The organism is Paenibacillus thermoaerophilus (assembly GCF_005938195.1).
Lineage (GTDB): Bacteria > Bacillota > Bacilli > Paenibacillales > Reconciliibacillaceae > Paenibacillus_W > Paenibacillus_W thermoaerophilus.
The window spans coordinates 13,505-29,111 of record NZ_VCQZ01000029.1; the positions used below are offsets into that span (position 1 = coordinate 13,505).

The window sequence follows — 15,607 nt, forward strand, 5'->3', positions numbered from 1 at the left end:
TGCGACAACCCGATTGTTCATCCGTTATCCGCAGCCGTTATCCCTTCGGCTCCGCCGTTTAGTTCTTCCGCAATTTTTTGGCGATCCAGGTGCCGATCGACTGCACAAGCTGTACGGACACGATCAGCAGGATCACGCAGGTCACCATGACATCCGGTTCCCAACGCTGATAGCCGTACCGGATCGCGACGTCGCCGAGGCCGCCCGCCCCGACGACACCGGCCATCGCGGTCGCGCCGATCAAACTGATGGTCCCGATGGTCAATCCGAGCACCAATCCGGGTCTCGCCTCGCGCAACAGCACGCGCGTAATGATCTGCCTCCGGGTCGCGCCCATCGCCTGGAACGCTTCGATAACGCCGCGATCCACTTCAAGCAGGGCCGACTCCATCAACCGGGCCAGATACGGCGCCGTATAGACGACCAACGGCACGATCGCGCCTTTTACACCGATCGTGGTGCCGACGATGGCTTTTGTAAAGGGGATAATGGCCACCATCAGGATGATAAAGGGCAAAGAACGCACGATGTTGATAATGACATTCAAGATTTGATAGATTCCCGGCTGCGGATAAATGTGTCCGGGCCGGGTGACCACAAGGACAATGCCGAGAATCAAACCGATGACGGCCGAGATGAGCAGGGAGTAGCCGACCATAATGCCGGTCTCTTTCAGCGATTGCACATACAACTCCCTGTATTCCGAAAAGCTGCTGAAAAAATCAGCCAGCATGATTCATCACCTCGATCTGCAGCTCTTGTGTCTTCAAATAATTCATGCCTGCCTCAATGTCCGACGGTTCTCCCACGACTCGAACGATGAGGATGCCGAGCGTCGTGTCCTTGATTTGCGTGATGTTGCCGTACAAAATGTTCGGACGCAGCTTGAACCGGGTGGCCAGCTCCGCCCAGATCGGTTCCGCGGCGTGTTCGCCGACAAACGATATCCGCAACAAGGTCGCCGGGTTATCCTGCTCGTTGATTTTCTTCAGCAAAGATTCGGGCAAATTCTCGTCAAAAATGGTTTTGATAAAGTTCCTGGTAATGGGCTGCTTCGGTTTCGAAAAAACATCGATCACGTTGCCTTGTTCGACGACTTCTCCGTTCTCCATAACCGCCACGCGGTCGCAAATTTTCTTGATCACATGCATTTCATGGGTGATCAATACGATAGTGATGCGATACTTGCGGTTGATTTCCAGAAGCAGTTCGAGGATGGACTCGGTGGTTTGCGGGTCCAACGCCGAGGTCGCTTCGTCGCAAAGCAAAATTTCCGGTTCGCTGGCCAGAGCCCGGGCGATGGCGACGCGCTGCTTCTGGCCGCCGGAGAGTTGGGAAGGGTATGCCGATTCTTTCTCCTTCAAACCTACGATCTCCAGCAATTCTCCGACCTTTTTCTCGATCTCGCTTACTGGCGTACGGACGAGACGCAAGGGGGCGGCCACATTGTCAAACACCGTTGCGGAAGAGAGCAGGTTGAAGTTTTGAAAGATCATGCCGATTTTGCGCCGCGTCTCCCGGAGCTGGGCCTCATTCAAGCCGGCGAGATCCACCCCGTTGATGCGGACCGTCCCTTCGGTCGGCCGTTCCAAATAGTTGATGCATCGGATCAAGGTGCTTTTGCCCGCGCCGCTGAAGCCGATGATGCCGAAAATTTCCCCTTTCCGCACATGAAGCGAGACGTTTTTGACCGCTTCTACTTTTTGCTTGTCCTGAACAAACACTTTGGTTACGTTCTCAAGTCGGATCACGCTATTCATCCTTCCACTTCTCGATGAAAACAGAAATGGCAGGTCTGCTCCCGGGGGAGAGACCTGCACATGGGCAACGCCGGTTGATTACCAAGCCGGAACCATGGAGTCGCCGTATTTTTCCGTTACGAACTTTTTCACTTCTTCCGATTGGAATGCTTGAACCAGACGCTTAAAGACGGGTTTGTTCTGTTCCCCTTCGCGGACCGCGATAATGTTAACCCAAGGGGAATCCTTCGGTTCGCGGTAGATGGCATCCTTGCTTGGGGAAAGACCGTTTTCGATCGCGAAGTTGGTATTGATTACGGCCGCCGCGAGGTCTCCGAGCGCTTTCGGAATGAAGGCCGCGTCCAGTTCCTTGAACTTCAGGTTTTTCGGGTTCTCGACAATATCGCGGACCGTAGCCTTGATGCCGACTCCTTCCTTCAACTTGATCAGGCCGGCGCTCTGGAAGAGGATCAGCGCGCGGGCGCCGTTCGTCGGATCGTTCGGCAAGCCGAGCGTGTCGCCGTCTTTCAGCTCCGACAGATTTTTGATCTTCTTGGAGTATACGCCGATCGGATAGTTGATCGTATCCGCCAGCTTCACGATATGCGTGCCGTTATTCTTGTTGAATTCGTCGAGATAAGGGACATGCTGGAACGCGTTGGCGTCGAGCTGGCCGTCTTCCAGCACTTTGTTCGGCTGCACATAGTCGTTGAATACGACCAGTTCCAGTTCCAGATTGTCTTTTTTGGCAACCTCTTTGGCCACCTTCCAAATCTCTTCCTCCGCGCCGGCCATTACGCCGATTTTGAGTTTGGCCGGTTCGGAGCCGCTTGGGCTGGGGCTTGCGCTTGGAGCGCTGCTTGCCGCCGGACTGCCGGTCGCCGAAGCGTTATCGCCGGATTGTTCATTGGATTTGCCGCAGGCTGCCATAAACAATGTGAATACGACCGCCATCAAAACCAGTAGAGACTTTCTCGCCATCCTGATCCACCGCTTTCTTTAAAAGGATTATACCTGCCTGATTTAAATACAAATTATCCTACAGGATTAGTATGGATTAAATATAAGACTTCTTTTTTTATCGTCAAGTCCAAAATTTTCAAAATGAAAGGTCGCCGGATTCAAAAATCGGGTCTTTTATTCCCGGGTGTTAGGGTGCCAACCAGATGCCGGTTTTTATTCGTGCGGATCGCTTCAATAACCCCATTCGCGATTTCATCGTTTGTCAACCATCTCGATCTGTTATTCTCCAGCACAAATCCAAGTTGAACTTGACGGTATTCGCATGCAGCGGGAATCTCTAACCGGCTTCTGATTTTATCGAGATTCGAGCCGCTCCCGAGCACGTGAAACAATCTCCACTTGTTGATTCCCTGCTTGCTGATCTTGTCTATGACGATTTGCAGAGCGTTTGGCGCAACATCATTATGAATCCAAGCGACAACCATTTCAATAGCGCCGGAGCGAATAATTCGTTCCAATTTTTTACTCAGGGCATCATCGTCCCGGTAATCGACGGAAACGGGAACGATCCTGCCGTTTTGTTGACATAACTTGTCCAGTTTCTCTTGGTTTCTTCCGATAACCGAAACCTTATAGCCGTTTTCGGCAAGCCAGAGCGAAGTTTTCGCGAGCATTCCCGATCCGCCAACCACTAATGCCTGTTTCATTATTAAATAATAGCCTCCCGGACCTGTTATTTGGGCGAAACGCGGCGCCGATTCCTTGCTGCTGTTTGCGATAAAGCCAGAATAAAACCATAACTGCCTGCCGCGCAAGTTTCAACTGCCGCCCGCTCGAACATCCCCAAGCATACCCGCATAGGCTGTTAGCACCTGTAACAGCGAGGTGCGTCCATGTCCATCCTTGGCATTGTCCTCCACCACTCCGCCTGTCCTTCCATTAACGGCACCGGTTACGACTACTTCGTCTGCGCCGACGGCACCATCGTGGCCGGCGCCGAGCCGACCGACCCCCATTACGTGCATGTGTGCCTCGAAGGCGATTTCTCCGTCTTTCGTCCGCTTACCGCGGAGCTTCAGGAGCAGTTGTTTGTTGCGGTCAAACTGTTTGTCGCGCTTGCCGCCCGGCACGGGTTCGATCCGACGGACCTTCATCCCCACTCCGTATCGTGTCCGGGGAGACGGTTTCCCTGGCGGGAGCTTGTGCTTTCCAGGCCGGAGGGTTATCATTAAAAGTTGAGATGATGACCAAGAGGGAGAATCGGAACTGATGGAAGAACGTCTGCAAAAGGTGCTCGCGCAAGCCGGCGTGGCATCGCGGCGCAAGTGCGAGGAATATATATTGGCCGGGCGCGTGAAGGTGAACGGGTTAACGGTGAATACGCTCGGGACGAAGGTGGACCCGAATAAGGACGAAATCCGGGTGGACGACAAGCCCATCCGCAGCCAGGACAAGGTCTACCTCATGCTGTACAAGCCCAAAGGCTACATCAGCAGCGTAACTGATCCCCGAGGCCGCCGCACCGTGATGGATCTCGTCAAATCCGTGGGCGTCCGGGTTTATCCGGTGGGCCGCCTCGACTACGATTCCGAAGGTCTGCTGATCATGACCAACGACGGCGAATTCGCCAACGCTTTGACGCATCCGAGACATCATGTGCCCAAGACGTATCTGGCGACTGTCAAAGGGGTGCCGCACGGTTCCCAGTTGGAGAAGCTTGCGGCCGGCATCGAGCTTGAGGACGGGGTCACCGCTCCGGCGGAGGTCGAATACCAGGACGTGGATCTGGACGCGAACGAATCGGTGATCCGGATCACGATCTACGAAGGGCGCAACCGGCAAGTGCGCCGCATGTTCGAGGCGATCGGCTGCACGGTCGTCCGGCTGAAGCGGATCGCCATCGGTCCGCTGCAACTGGGAGGACTGTCTCGCGGCAAGCACCGGCCCTTGACGCCGCAGGAGATCAACGAGCTCAAGCAAAGCGCCAACCAGACACATAAATTTCAAAAACGCGGTTAATGGACATCGGAAACTTCCGATATAATGAGGAGAGATTTGCGCCGATGAAGGAGCATGGACATGGGCAATAACAAAAAATGGCTTCAGCTCATCATCTTGACCGCCGTACTGCTGATCGGAGGATATACGATCGCCGATTCGATGTTTTCCCAGCAGACGGTGCCGCAGGAGGGCAGCGAAGCGCCGAACTTCGGCTTGGCGGGCCTCGACGAGCAAGTCTATCAATTGGACGAGCAGCGCAATCATGTGGTGCTCTTGAATTTTTGGGGAACTTGGTGCGATCCGTGCAAGCGGGAGATGCCCGCCATTCAGAAGCAATACGAGAAGTGGAAGGACAAGGGGGTTCGCGTGCTCGCCGTCAATATCGGGGAAAGCGCGGTTACGGTCCGGAGCTTTATGGAACAGCACCAACTGACCTTCCCGGTATTGTTCGACCCGAATGAAAGCATCCGCAAAAAATACGGCGTCGTGAACTATCCGACGACTTTTTTTATCGACCGTCAAGGCATTATCCGCGTGAAAAAAGAAGGCGAGATGGATGAGGCATTCATCGACTCGACCTTGTCCGAGCTGCTCGGCTAACGAACAGGCCGGTCGGCGCGGCCAGGGAGGACAATCATGATACCTAACACCAAATGCGAATGCGGCCACCAGAATCATATCGGCACCGTCCTGTGCGAATCGTGCGGGAAGCCGCTTGAGGACACGCCGTCAACCGAACCGCTGGAGATGCGTTACGACGGGGTCGCCCGCCGTTCCCAGCGGGAGAAAAGAACGATCCTCGACCACGTCTGGGCCTGGCTGTCATCGGTCAAGACCGCGCTTTGGATTATCGGCATCACGCTGGTCGGCGCTTCGCTCGGTTCGATCTACCCGCAGACCGACACGATCATCAACGCCGAGATGATCGATCTCGCCCAATACTACCGGGACAACCACGGCACAATCGGCTATTATTACTACTTGCTCGGGTTCGCGGACACGTACGATTCGTGGTGGTTCCGGGGGCTGCTGGTGCTGATCGGAACGTCGCTGGTCGTATGCAGCCTGGACCGCGTCCTGCCGCTGTACCGGGCACTGTCGAAGCAGCAGATCCGCAAGCATCTCCAGTTCATCACGAGACAACGCGTGTCGTGGACAGGCCCGGTCACGGCTCCCGGGGACGACCAGGCGGCCGAGGAATGGGTCCGGGAGGCGGGCAAACAGTTCCGGCGCAAAGGCTACCGGGTTCATATCGACGGTACGGCGCTGCTCGCGGAGAAGCACCGGTTCAGCCGGTGGGGGCCGTATATCAACCACATCGGGCTGATTATCTTTTTGCTGGCGTTGCTGGCAAGAGGCATTCCCGGATGGTCGATGGACCAATACCTGGCGTTTCTCGAAGGCGAGCCGACGCCGATCCCGGAGACGAAGTATTATTTGGAGAACCGGAAATTTTCCATCACGTTCTATGACGAATCCGAGATGCGGGAATCGTTCCGGGAGCAAGGAAAGTCGGTTCCGAAGGAGTTCAAGACCGAGGCGATCCTGTACGAATGCAAGAGCGGCTGCGGCGGCGCGAAGCCGGAGCTGGTCGAAGTTCACCGGCAGGATATCGTCGTGAACAAGCCGCTCGAATACAAGGGACTGCTCGTGTACCAATACGACTTCGCCCAGACGCCGCAGATTTTGGCCGTCCGGCCGACGCTTCGCAACGCGGCGACCGGGGAGGCGTACGGGCAGATCGAGCTTTCGACCAAGCATCCCGAGGAATCGTATACGGTCGGCCCGTACAAGCTGCAGCTCCGCAACTATTATCCGAGCTTCGGTCTGGACGAGAGCGGCAAGCCGGTCAACAAGCTGAACAAGCCGGAAGCGCCCGCCTACGTGTTCCAGATCACGGGGCCCGGACTTCCCGAAGGCGGCGTCGCCCACTTGTATTTTGCCCGTCCGGCGGACAAGGCGGCATACGGTGAAGACCAGATCAACCGGGCTGCGGGCAGTCCGTTCGTGCTGGCCGTGCAGTCGATGGAGACGGATGTCGACATCGCCAATTACACCAGTTATCTGAACGTGCGCACCGAGCGAGCCCTGGTCCCGATTTTGATCGGAGCGAGCATCTTCGTCATCGGCGTCGTGATCGGCACGTATTGGCAGCACAGGCGCGTGTGGCTGCGCATCGACGACGGCGTCCTGTCACTGGGAGCGCATACGAACAAGAACTGGTACGGTTTGCGCCACGAGGTGGCGCAGGCGCTAAGCCGATCGGGCGTCGAGACGACGCCGCAGTCGCTGGATAGAGGGGGCAAAAAGCCATGAACTTGGAGACAACCAGCAGTTGGTTCTTGATGGCGGCGTTTGTGTTGTACTGCGCCGCGTTTATCGGCTTCGTCCTGGCCGTGACGGGCCGCCGGTGGGCCGACCGTTCGCCGGAGCAGCATCAGCGCAAATGGGGCTGGGTGTCGTTCGGCATTTCGGCCGCGGGTTTCGGCGCGCATCTGGCGTTTTTCTTCACGAGGTGGGCCGCCGCCGGCCGAATCCCGACCAGCAACATGTTTGAATTTATGACGTTTTTGGCGATGATGACAACAGCGGCGTTTCTTATCATCTACGCGCTGTACCGTTCCCCGGTGCTGGGCGCGTTCGCGATGCCGGTCGGCTTCGTGCTGCTGGCGTACGCGGCCGTCTTCCCTCAGGAAATATCGCCGCTTATCCCGGCGCTTCAGAGCCACTGGCTGATGATTCACGTTACGACAGCGGCAGCGGGCGAAGCCTTCTTCGCGGTCGGCTTCGCGGCCGGGCTGATGTATCTGCTGCGGGTGGTGAACTTCAAACCGACGACAAGCGGCGGCCGGGCGCAGGTCTTTTTCGTCGAGCTGACGATTTTTACGGTTCTCGCGATCGTCGGCTTCGTCGGTACGGTGTTCACATTTAAGGGCGCCGGCTACGAAGCGGTGTTTCTCCAGGAGAAATCCTCGGTCGACCAGAAAGGCCAACTGACGACGACGGAGGAGACGGTCACGTATACGATGCCGCCCATCGTGAAGCCGTACAACAGCGAGATGGTCCGCATGACGCCGTTCCTCGGCATGAAGGAGCCGCTGTTCGAGACGCCTTCCTGGATGAACGGGGTGAATGCGGGACGCAAGCTGAATACGGTGGTGTGGTCGCTGCTGACGGCCGCGATCATGTACGCCGCGCTTCGCCTGATTTTACGCAAGCCGATCGGAGCCGCAATCCAGCCGGCCCTCGACGGCATGGACCCGGAGGATCTGGACGAGATCAGTTACCGGGCGATCGCGATCGGCTTCCCGGTGTTCTCGCTCGGCGGGCTTGTGTTCGCGATGATCTGGGCGCATAAGGCCTGGGGCAGATTTTGGGGATGGGACCCCAAAGAAACGTGGGCGTTTATCACCTGGTTGTTCTATACCATTTACCTGCACCTGCGCTTGTCGCGGGGATGGTTGGGACGGCGCTCCGCTTGGATGGCGGTAATCGGTTTTGTTGTCGTCATGTTCACGCTGGTTGGCGTCAATCTCGTCATTGCAGGCTTGCACTCCTACGCGGGAGTATAAGGAGGCTACGTTCATGAGCGAATGGAAAGCGTCGATTCTCGTCGTCGACGACGAGGAGCGCATCCGCAGATTGCTTCGGATGTATCTGGAGAAGGAAGGGTATATCGTCGAGGAGGCGGAAGACGGGGAGCGGGCGCTCGCCGCCGCGCTCGGGCGCGACTTCGACCTGATCCTGCTGGATATCATGATGCCCGGCATCGACGGGATCGAGGTCTGCCAGCGCCTTCGCCAATCGAAGGCGACGCCGATCATCATGCTGACGGCCAAAGGCGAGGAATCGAACCGCGTGCAAGGGTTCGAAGTGGGCGCGGACGACTATGTGGTCAAGCCGTTTAGCCCGCGCGAGGTGATCTACCGGGTCAAGGCGATTCTCCGCCGTTCCTCGGCGACCGCCTTCCTGTCGAAGGACCCGTCCTCCAGCAACAATATCGTATTCCCTCATCTGGTGATCGAACACGACGCCCATCGCGTAACGGCAGGCGGCCGGGAAGTCTCGCTCACGCCCAAGGAATACGAGCTGCTGCATTATTTGGCGATGTCCCCGGACAAAGTGTTCTCGCGCGAAGAGTTGCTGAAGGATGTGTGGAACTACGAGTTTTTCGGGGATCTGCGCACGGTCGACACGCATGTCAAGCGCCTCCGGGAGAAGCTGAACAAAGTATCGCCGGAAGCGGCCGCGATGATTACGACGGTCTGGGGCGTCGGTTACAAACTCGAGGTGCCCAAATAACGTGAAGTTTCTCAAAAGTGTGGTCGGCAAACTGTGGATGACGATCATCGGTCTCGTGGCGCTGGTTCTGCTGATCAACAGCCTGCTGCTGTCGCGGTTTATCGACACGAACCTGATCAGTCCGAAGGATCAGGAGCGTACGCTGCAGGAGATGGCCCGGAAAATATCGGCAGAAATCCCGCGCCACCGGGAGCTCCCGTATTACGTCGTGCTCGTCAACGAAATATTGGGCGCGCAGGAAGCCGGGCTGATCGTCTATGACGCTTCGTTGAACCCGGTGCAGCAGGATACCCAGGCGGGGTTGGAGGGCTCGAATTTCTTCGGCGAAAAAGAGCTTCGGGACGCTCTCGTCGGATTGGAGCAGTTCAGCCAGTACGAGGCGCCGGACGGCAAGGAGTATCTCGCGTACGCCGTTCCGATCCGCGAGACGGCCGGAAGCGCCGCTCCGCCCGAAGGAGTGGCCGTCGTCTACCAGAAAAAAATCGCCCTGAACTATATCCAGCAGTATTACACGAAGCTGTTCGCGATTGCCGTGGTCATCGGATTTTTGTTGACGACGTTTTTTGCGTTTTTCCTGTCCACTCGTATTACGCAGCCGCTGCTTCGGCTGAAGCGCGGCGCGGACGCGATCACGAAGGGCGAATATTCGATCAGGCAGCCCGTATCGAGCGAGGATGAGATCGGGGAGCTGACCAAGGCGTTTAACCTGATGGCGGAACGGCTGGAGCTCACGATTCAGGATTTGCGCCACGAGAAGGAGAATTTGTCCGGCATTTTGCGTAGCATGGCGGACGCGGTCGTAACCGTAGGCGCCGACGGCCGTCCGATCCTGACGAACCCGCACGGCGAGGAAGTGCTGCGCACTTGGCGTTCGCTGGATTGGGAATCGGACGGGAAGGGCGGGTTGCCCGAACCGCTGGCGGCTCTGTTCGAGCAGGCGATGACGGAGCAGAAGGAAGTCACGGACAAAGTGCATGTGCTGAGCAGCGTATGGTCCGTGGTGATCGCGCCTTTGTATTCGAACGAGCCGGACGGCGTGCGGGGAGCGGTCGCCGTGCTGCGCGACGTCACGGAGGAGCATCGTCTCGACAAGCTGCGCAAGGACTTCGTGGCGAACGTATCGCACGAGCTCCGGACGCCGATCTCCATGCTTCAGGGATACAGCGAGGCGCTGCTGGACGATATCGCGGACTCGCCGGAGGAGCGCAAGCAGATCGCCCAGATCATCTACGACGAGTCTCTGCGCATGGGGCGGCTTGTGCAGGATTTGCTGGATCTCGCGCGGATGGAAGCCGGGCATATGGAGTTTAAGTTCGACAGGCTGCAGGTGGCGAAGCTGCTCGAACGGATTCACCGGAAGTTCGCCGTCTACGGCAAGGATAATCAAGTCCGTCTCCAGCTGGAGGTGCCGGACGAGCCGATGTCGCTGGAACGGGCCGACGAGGACCGGCTGGAGCAGGTGTTCACAAATTTGCTGGACAACGCCATCCGGCATACGCCCGAGGGCAAGACGATCCGCCTGTCCGCCTCGCCGGCGACGTTAAACGGCGTCCCGGCGGTCCGCTTCGAGGTCGCGGACGAAGGGCACGGAATTCCCCCGGAAGATTTGCCGTTTGTGTTCGAACGCTTCTACAAAGCCGACAAAGCCCGGACCAGAGGCAGCAGCGGTACGGGGCTGGGGCTGTCGATCGTGAAAAATATCGTCGAGTCGCACGGCGGCACCGTATCCGTCAGCAGCACGCCATCCGTAGGCACGACCTTTACGGTGATTTTGCCCGGCCGCACGTGACGCGCAGAGCCCGGACGTTTCGCTTCGGCGGAACGCCGGGCTTATGTTGTGTTCCACGAACAACAAGATTATTCGAAATGTTTCAACAATTTATCCGCCCGATCGACGAAAGCGCTTCCAGTTTCTGCGGCAAAACAGCTCCAATCCCGGGAAAACAGGACTGGAGCTGTCCGCACGCATTAGAAATTGATTTCGTGAACGCTGTTGATTTCCGGCTGCTGCAGCAACTGGTCGATGACTTCCTTCGGCACGTGGTTGTCCACGGTCAGCACCATGATCGCGGAGCCGCCGATCGACTTGCGGCCGACCTGCATCGTCGCGATATTGACGTTGTTCGACCCCAGCAGCGTGCCCATGCGGCCGATAATGCCGGGTCTGTCGTTATGCGAGACGAGCAGCAGGATGCCTTCCGGAGATGCGTCGATCGAATAGCCGTCGATCTCGACGATCCGCGCGCCGTAGCCGGACAGAAGCGTACCCGCGACCGTGCGTTCTTCTTTGTTCGTCTTGAGCGTCAGGCGCACCAGATTCGTAAATCCTTTGCTGGCGGTCGACTTCTGGACGATGATATTCACATCCCGCTGCTTGGCAAGATGCATGGCGTTTACGATGTTGACCGCCTCGACGCCAAGGTGGTTGGTCAGGACGCCTTTCACCAGATAACGGGTCAGCGGCTGCGTATCGACATCGGCAAGCTCGCCCGAGTAGTTGACGATAATCTCGCCGACGGCGCCCGTCACGATCTGGCCCAGGAACCGGCCCAGAGCTTCGCCGAGTCCGAAGTACGGCTGGAGCTTCTTGGCGACGTCCGGCGGAACCGGAGGCATGTTGACGGCGTTTTTGAACGGCTCGTCGCGCAGCACGTGAAGCACCTCTTCGGAGACGTCGATCGCCACGTTCTCTTGCGCTTCGACGGTCGAGGCCCCGAGGTGGGGCGTCACGATAATTTTCGGATGATGCAGGAACGGATGGTCCGGCTTCGGCGGCTCCTCCTCGAACACGTCGAATGCGGCTCCCGCCACGATGCCTTGGTCGATGGCTTCCACAAGCGCCAATTCGTCAATGATGCCGCCGCGGGCGCAGTTGATGATGCGCATGCCTTTTTTCATCACTTCGAATTGCTTGCGGCCGATCATATGGCGCGTTTCCGGCGTCAGCGGCGTGTGTACGGTCATGAAATCCGCCGTGCGGACGATCTCGTCGACCGATGCGAGCTTGATGCCCAGCTTCTCGGCGCGCTCCTCGCTCATAAACGGGTCGTAGCCGAGGATATTCATCCCGAACGCTTTCGCCCGCTTGGCGACTTCCGATCCGATCCGGCCGAGGCCGACGACGCCCAGCGTCTTTCCGCGAAGCTCGACGCCCAGGAACGACTTGCGGTCCCACACGCCGCTGATCGTCTTGGCGTAAGCTTGCGGGATATGGCGGGCGAGAGCCATCATCATGGCGAAGGTATGCTCGCAAGTTGTGATCGTGTTGCCGTCCGGCGCGTTGATGACGACGATGCCGCGGTCCGTGGCGGCCGTCAGGTCGATGTTGTCCACGCCTACGCCCGCGCGTCCGACGACTTTCAGACGTGTGCCGGCCTCCATGATCCGGCGGGTGACGCGGGTTTGGCTGCGTACGAGAAGGGCGTCGTACTCGCCGATGATGGCGGCCAGTTCGTCTTCGCTTAATCCCGTTTTTTTGTCGACTTGCACATCCGCGGCGTCATACAGCTTTTGAATGCCCATGTCGCTGATCGGATCCGACACCAAAACTTTGAACATGATGCTTCTCTCCTCCATGACTTCTGTGAAAAAGTGGAATAAATGAAAAACTCTCGTCCCCTTTACGGCGCGATTGCCGTAAAAAGGGACGAGAGAGGAAACTCGTGGTGCCACCCTTCTTCACCGAGCGCCTGGAGCGTTCGGCCTTTAAGCGGGGGAGATAACGGTCCCAACCGTGTGCGCTTGTCCTGTTCGGGTTGCCCGGGCAGGTTTTTCGCCATCCTCGCGAGTGGACCACAGGGCCGCAACGCCGGTTCGCAGCACCACCGGTTCTCTGGGGAAGCAGGAATCCTGTTTGACTCGGTCATCGGATTTATGGACGATTTTTTTCTAAATTTAACATGGACCGAATGGGGTGTCAATATGCATCTGATTGGTTTTCTGAAAATCGTCGGTTATTCGATCCATCGCCTGAAGTCGGGCGTAACCGAAGGTTTTTCTGGTCGCCAACGCGTTGATCTTCACGAAAAATTTTTTTGAAATAAAGCTTGACTCCCTATAGCGGGATATGTTAAATTACTCTCTGTCGCTGCTTACGACATGCGGTTGTGGCGGAATTGGCAGACGCGCTAGATTCAGGTTCTAGTGGTGTAACAGCCGTGGAGGTTCGAGTCCTCTCAACCGCATCACTATGCACGTTAAAGCTCGCAAATGGCCTCTTGGGGCGATTTTGCGAGCTTTTTCGCATCGTCACAATTTGCATCGGGTAGTAGGGGATCGTCCAGCAACCGGAATGTACAGCCATAAAGCGTGTCCGCTTGGCCGAATAAGTCGAACCAGTCGACTTATACCGGTCACATTGGAATCATGGCAGGAGGTCATGGTCTCCTCGACACGGCATGAGACGGGCTTTATCATTTCGGCTCCTTGAAGGTGTGTAACCTTTAAAAAGGCCTTAAAAAAGTGGGGGAAAATCTTTAATTTGTTGAGTATGCGCTTACATTCTACAATTTCCTATAGAGGCTCGGAATTAAGCAGGTGTTCTGAGTCTGAATGAGGGGTGAATGAGGCAGAAGCGCCGATGAAATGGCATGTTTGAAAGCTGTTTTCAAGAATGTGCATGCCGAAGAACCCTAATCCAGGGCATTTTAAAAAAATGCTATATAAACCGTGCTTCATCAAGCGGCTGTTAAGCCTTTCAGCCACTCCTCAATGGACATCGGCTGGCGTTGCTTCTTTGCTTCTTCCAGCCATGCGTCAGCATGCTGGCACATAGCGATCAAGTACACGCGAATGTTCCAGTGACGGGAACTGCGCCCGCGCGAAGCTTCCAGGTTGTAATCGACTTTCTGGCGCTTGATGCAGCGTTCGACGCCGGTTCGTAATGCGTAACGCGCTCTCCACTCCTTGCTGTCGCGTCGGATGCGCGGAAACAGGCGTGGATTGTCCGCCGTGGATGTGTAGAACGTTCTTCCGTACGCGGAAGGCGAGCATGGAGTCGGACATTCCCATTTTCCGACTTTGGCAGGACAGCGCCACTTGATGCGCTGTCGTCCTGGACACTTGCCCCAGCAGACCATCTTGCGTCCGATCGGGCAGACAGGAACGCCGTCGGAATCAATTTTCATTTCATGGTATACCGTTTGCCCGGAGCGCCTGAGATTCAGGTCGATGATGGCGGAAACATCATCATGCTCCAGCATGGTATAGATCGGGAGGGCGTCGTGGGCGGAATCCAGGATCGCCTCTCCCACCTTCCAATCCGAGTACCAGTAGCGAAGTTCACGGTAACCGCAAATCCAGGACACGGCATCGTGCTGGCTGGCGCGGAACAGTCGCGGGTACACGGGCAGATTGTAAGGACTATCCGCTGACGTGAACATGTAGAGCGTACGCCCGTAGTAATATTTTTCGCGATAGCTGTCCCAGCCCCAATCGGCATCCGGATCGGAAAATTGCCGTTTGCAGGAACATTTCCAGTTGCCCGACTGGCGGCAATCGCAAAGGAACTTGCCGTAGGATCGCGCGCCGGTTTCAACCGGAGAGCCGTCGCCGATGACGCGAAAAGAACGGGTATCGCCAAGTAATCCTTTCGCCGCAGAAGGCAGGACGAACATCGTTTGGAATAGTTGTTGCAAGAGATCATGTTCTTTGGGCGTGTAGTGGATCTGGCCTTCGCGCAGGATGCGGGAGACGAGTTTCTCCGTAATTTTCGGATTTTTGGGTTCCTGCTTTTCGTTCTTTTTGCCTTTCTTTCGCGGCTTCTTCAAGCGGCGTTTGAGTCGTCCTGTCTTATGCGGAGTGGATGCCCGCCAGAGCCGCGGGAAAAAGTCGTAGAACGTCCCGACACCCGGCGACTGTCCGGGTTTGAAGCCGCAGAGAATGGCATAGACCGGCGTCGTACGAATCGCGATGACCCCCTCATCGACGCTCAACCCGAGCTTGGTCATGAGAAGCAAGCAGCGGAGCATGTCGGCGGGGTCGTGAGGCTTGCGGCCTTTGGGATTGGCGGAGTAAGTCGAACGCATCAAGGAAGCGGTGGCGGACAGGTCGATCGCCGTGATCCAGAAGATCAAGTCGCCGTAGAAGTGCTGCAAGAACAACATGGCTTCCGGTGTGTCGTACTCCTTTCGCAGTTGTTCGCATACGAAGGTCAAGTAGTCGTGATGAGAGCGAGAAACCAGTTTCAAAACGATCACCAAATTCTCCAAGAGGTAGGCAAAAACTGCCTTCTCGGCGATTATTGGGGCGTTTTGAAAAAGTCAAGAGGAAAGTTTGTTCGCATCCCTTTTTGGGGGTGAAACAAAACAAGACCCTGGCCGAAAGGCCAGAGCCGATGCGGGAATTTTTATTCCGAGAGGCTTATTTCCTTAAAAAGGAGGTGAAGGGAAGATGTTCTCGGAATATCATGCCACAGGATGAGAAACAACTGGAAATCAGGAAGCGCGAAAGAACAGTAACAAAAAAATTTAAATTTAGGAGCCATTCCTGTAATGAATGAATTCGAGGTTTGAATGAAAAAAGTACCTTCTGTATACTGGGGAACGTTCCGACCAAAGAACAAATCCCAGCGCAGGAGGCACTCTACAATGAAGTATAAACAC

At 56.5% G+C, this 15,607-nt stretch carries 14 protein-coding genes and 1 tRNA gene; 9 read left to right on the forward strand and 6 right to left on the reverse strand.

All coding sequences use genetic code 11. The annotated features are described in order from the left end of the window. Window positions 1-58: 58 nt before the first annotated feature. The 4 genes from FE781_RS15640 to FE781_RS15655 all read right to left on the reverse strand — a co-directional run bounded on the left by FE781_RS15640 (window position 59) and on the right by FE781_RS15655 (window position 3,517). Window positions 59-733 carry a methionine ABC transporter permease gene (locus FE781_RS15640; RefSeq protein ID WP_138790554.1) on the reverse strand — a complete coding sequence of 225 codons (675 nt, stop codon included), beginning with the start codon at window positions 731-733 and terminating at the stop codon, window positions 59-61. Next, a complete protein-coding gene (locus FE781_RS15645) occupies window positions 723-1,751 on the reverse strand; it encodes a methionine ABC transporter ATP-binding protein (RefSeq protein ID WP_138790555.1) in 1,029 nt (342 codons plus the stop codon). The genes FE781_RS15640 and FE781_RS15645 overlap by 11 nt, the downstream gene beginning before the upstream one ends. 87 nt (window positions 1,752-1,838) lie before the next feature. After that, window positions 1,839-2,720: a MetQ/NlpA family ABC transporter substrate-binding protein gene (locus tag FE781_RS15650; RefSeq protein ID WP_211346383.1), complete on the reverse strand. Its 882-nt coding sequence runs from the start codon at window positions 2,718-2,720 to the stop codon at window positions 1,839-1,841. Between the two features lie 140 nt (window positions 2,721-2,860). Next, window positions 2,861-3,517, reverse strand: coding sequence for a short-chain dehydrogenase (locus tag FE781_RS15655; RefSeq protein WP_246068206.1), 657 nt, complete (start codon window positions 3,515-3,517; stop codon window positions 2,861-2,863). Window positions 3,518-3,595: 78 nt separating this feature from the next. On the opposite strand from FE781_RS15655, the gene FE781_RS15660 reads away from it, so the two are divergent. From FE781_RS15660 to FE781_RS15690, 7 genes are read left to right on the forward strand one after another with little or no spacing between them, the layout of a single operon-like run. Next, entirely contained in the window at window positions 3,596-3,934 is a 339-nt protein-coding gene (locus FE781_RS15660; RefSeq protein WP_138790556.1) for a peptidoglycan recognition protein family protein, read from the forward strand. 37 nt (window positions 3,935-3,971) lie between these two features. Further along, on the forward strand, window positions 3,972-4,721 hold the full coding sequence (locus tag FE781_RS15665) for a pseudouridine synthase (protein WP_138790557.1): 750 nt from the start codon (window positions 3,972-3,974) through the stop codon (window positions 4,719-4,721). 60 nt (window positions 4,722-4,781) lie between these two features. Then, window positions 4,782-5,303, forward strand: a complete 522-nt coding sequence (gene resA / locus FE781_RS15670; protein WP_138790558.1) for a thiol-disulfide oxidoreductase ResA — start codon at window positions 4,782-4,784, stop codon at window positions 5,301-5,303. Window positions 5,304-5,339: 36 nt separating this feature from the next. Beyond that, on the forward strand, window positions 5,340-7,019 hold the full coding sequence (gene resB, locus FE781_RS15675; RefSeq protein ID WP_138790559.1) for a cytochrome c biogenesis protein ResB: 1,680 nt from the start codon (window positions 5,340-5,342) through the stop codon (window positions 7,017-7,019). Beyond that, on the forward strand, window positions 7,016-8,275 hold the full coding sequence (gene ccsA, locus FE781_RS15680; protein WP_138790560.1) for a cytochrome c biogenesis protein CcsA: 1,260 nt from the start codon (window positions 7,016-7,018) through the stop codon (window positions 8,273-8,275). Before resB ends, ccsA begins: the two co-directional genes overlap by 4 nt. Before the next feature lie 13 nt (window positions 8,276-8,288). Then, the gene (locus FE781_RS15685) at window positions 8,289-9,005 is read left to right on the forward strand and encodes a response regulator transcription factor (RefSeq protein WP_138790561.1); all 717 of its coding nucleotides are present in this window, start codon (window positions 8,289-8,291) and stop codon (window positions 9,003-9,005) included. Window position 9,006: 1 nt separating this feature from the next. After that, on the forward strand, window positions 9,007-10,794 hold the full coding sequence (locus tag FE781_RS15690) for an ATP-binding protein (protein ID WP_138790562.1): 1,788 nt from the start codon (window positions 9,007-9,009) through the stop codon (window positions 10,792-10,794). Window positions 10,795-10,973: 179 nt separating this feature from the next. Here the strand turns inward: FE781_RS15690 and serA are convergent, their stop codons facing one another. Next, on the reverse strand, window positions 10,974-12,563 hold the full coding sequence (serA, locus tag FE781_RS15695) for a phosphoglycerate dehydrogenase (RefSeq protein ID WP_138790563.1): 1,590 nt from the start codon (window positions 12,561-12,563) through the stop codon (window positions 10,974-10,976). A gap of 42 nt (window positions 12,564-12,605) precedes the next feature. On the opposite strand from serA, the gene FE781_RS15700 reads away from it, so the two are divergent. Together FE781_RS15700 and FE781_RS15705 are read left to right on the forward strand one after the other, a co-directional pair. After that, window positions 12,606-13,043 carry a hypothetical protein gene (locus tag FE781_RS15700; protein WP_138790564.1) on the forward strand — a complete coding sequence of 146 codons (438 nt, stop codon included), beginning with the start codon at window positions 12,606-12,608 and terminating at the stop codon, window positions 13,041-13,043. A gap of 62 nt (window positions 13,044-13,105) precedes the next feature. Next, window positions 13,106-13,189, forward strand: a tRNA-Leu gene (locus FE781_RS15705). A 492-nt stretch (window positions 13,190-13,681) separates the two neighbouring features. Here the strand turns inward: FE781_RS15705 and FE781_RS15710 are convergent. Then, window positions 13,682-15,202: a transposase gene (locus tag FE781_RS15710; protein WP_015253995.1), complete on the reverse strand. Its 1,521-nt coding sequence runs from the start codon at window positions 15,200-15,202 to the stop codon at window positions 13,682-13,684. Window positions 15,203-15,607: the final 405 nt, after the last annotated feature.

Coding starts and splice junctions, on each gene's coding strand:
- FE781_RS15640 (WP_138790554.1), bottom strand. CDS start 733: ATGCTGGCTGATTTTTTCAGCAGCTTTTCGGAATACAGGGAGTTGTAT.
- FE781_RS15650 (WP_211346383.1), bottom strand. CDS start 2,720: ATGGCGAGAAAGTCTCTACTGGTTTTGATGGCGGTCGTATTCACATTG.
- FE781_RS15660 (WP_138790556.1), top strand. CDS start 3,596: ATGTCCATCCTTGGCATTGTCCTCCACCACTCCGCCTGTCCTTCCATT.
- FE781_RS15665 (WP_138790557.1), top strand. CDS start 3,972: ATGGAAGAACGTCTGCAAAAGGTGCTCGCGCAAGCCGGCGTGGCATCG.
- resA (WP_138790558.1), top strand. CDS start 4,782: ATGGGCAATAACAAAAAATGGCTTCAGCTCATCATCTTGACCGCCGTA.
- resB (WP_138790559.1), top strand. CDS start 5,340: ATGATACCTAACACCAAATGCGAATGCGGCCACCAGAATCATATCGGC.
- ccsA (WP_138790560.1), top strand. CDS start 7,016: ATGAACTTGGAGACAACCAGCAGTTGGTTCTTGATGGCGGCGTTTGTG.
- FE781_RS15685 (WP_138790561.1), top strand. CDS start 8,289: ATGAGCGAATGGAAAGCGTCGATTCTCGTCGTCGACGACGAGGAGCGC.
- serA (WP_138790563.1), bottom strand. CDS start 12,563: ATGTTCAAAGTTTTGGTGTCGGATCCGATCAGCGACATGGGCATTCAA.
- FE781_RS15700 (WP_138790564.1), top strand. CDS start 12,606: ATGAAAAACTCTCGTCCCCTTTACGGCGCGATTGCCGTAAAAAGGGAC.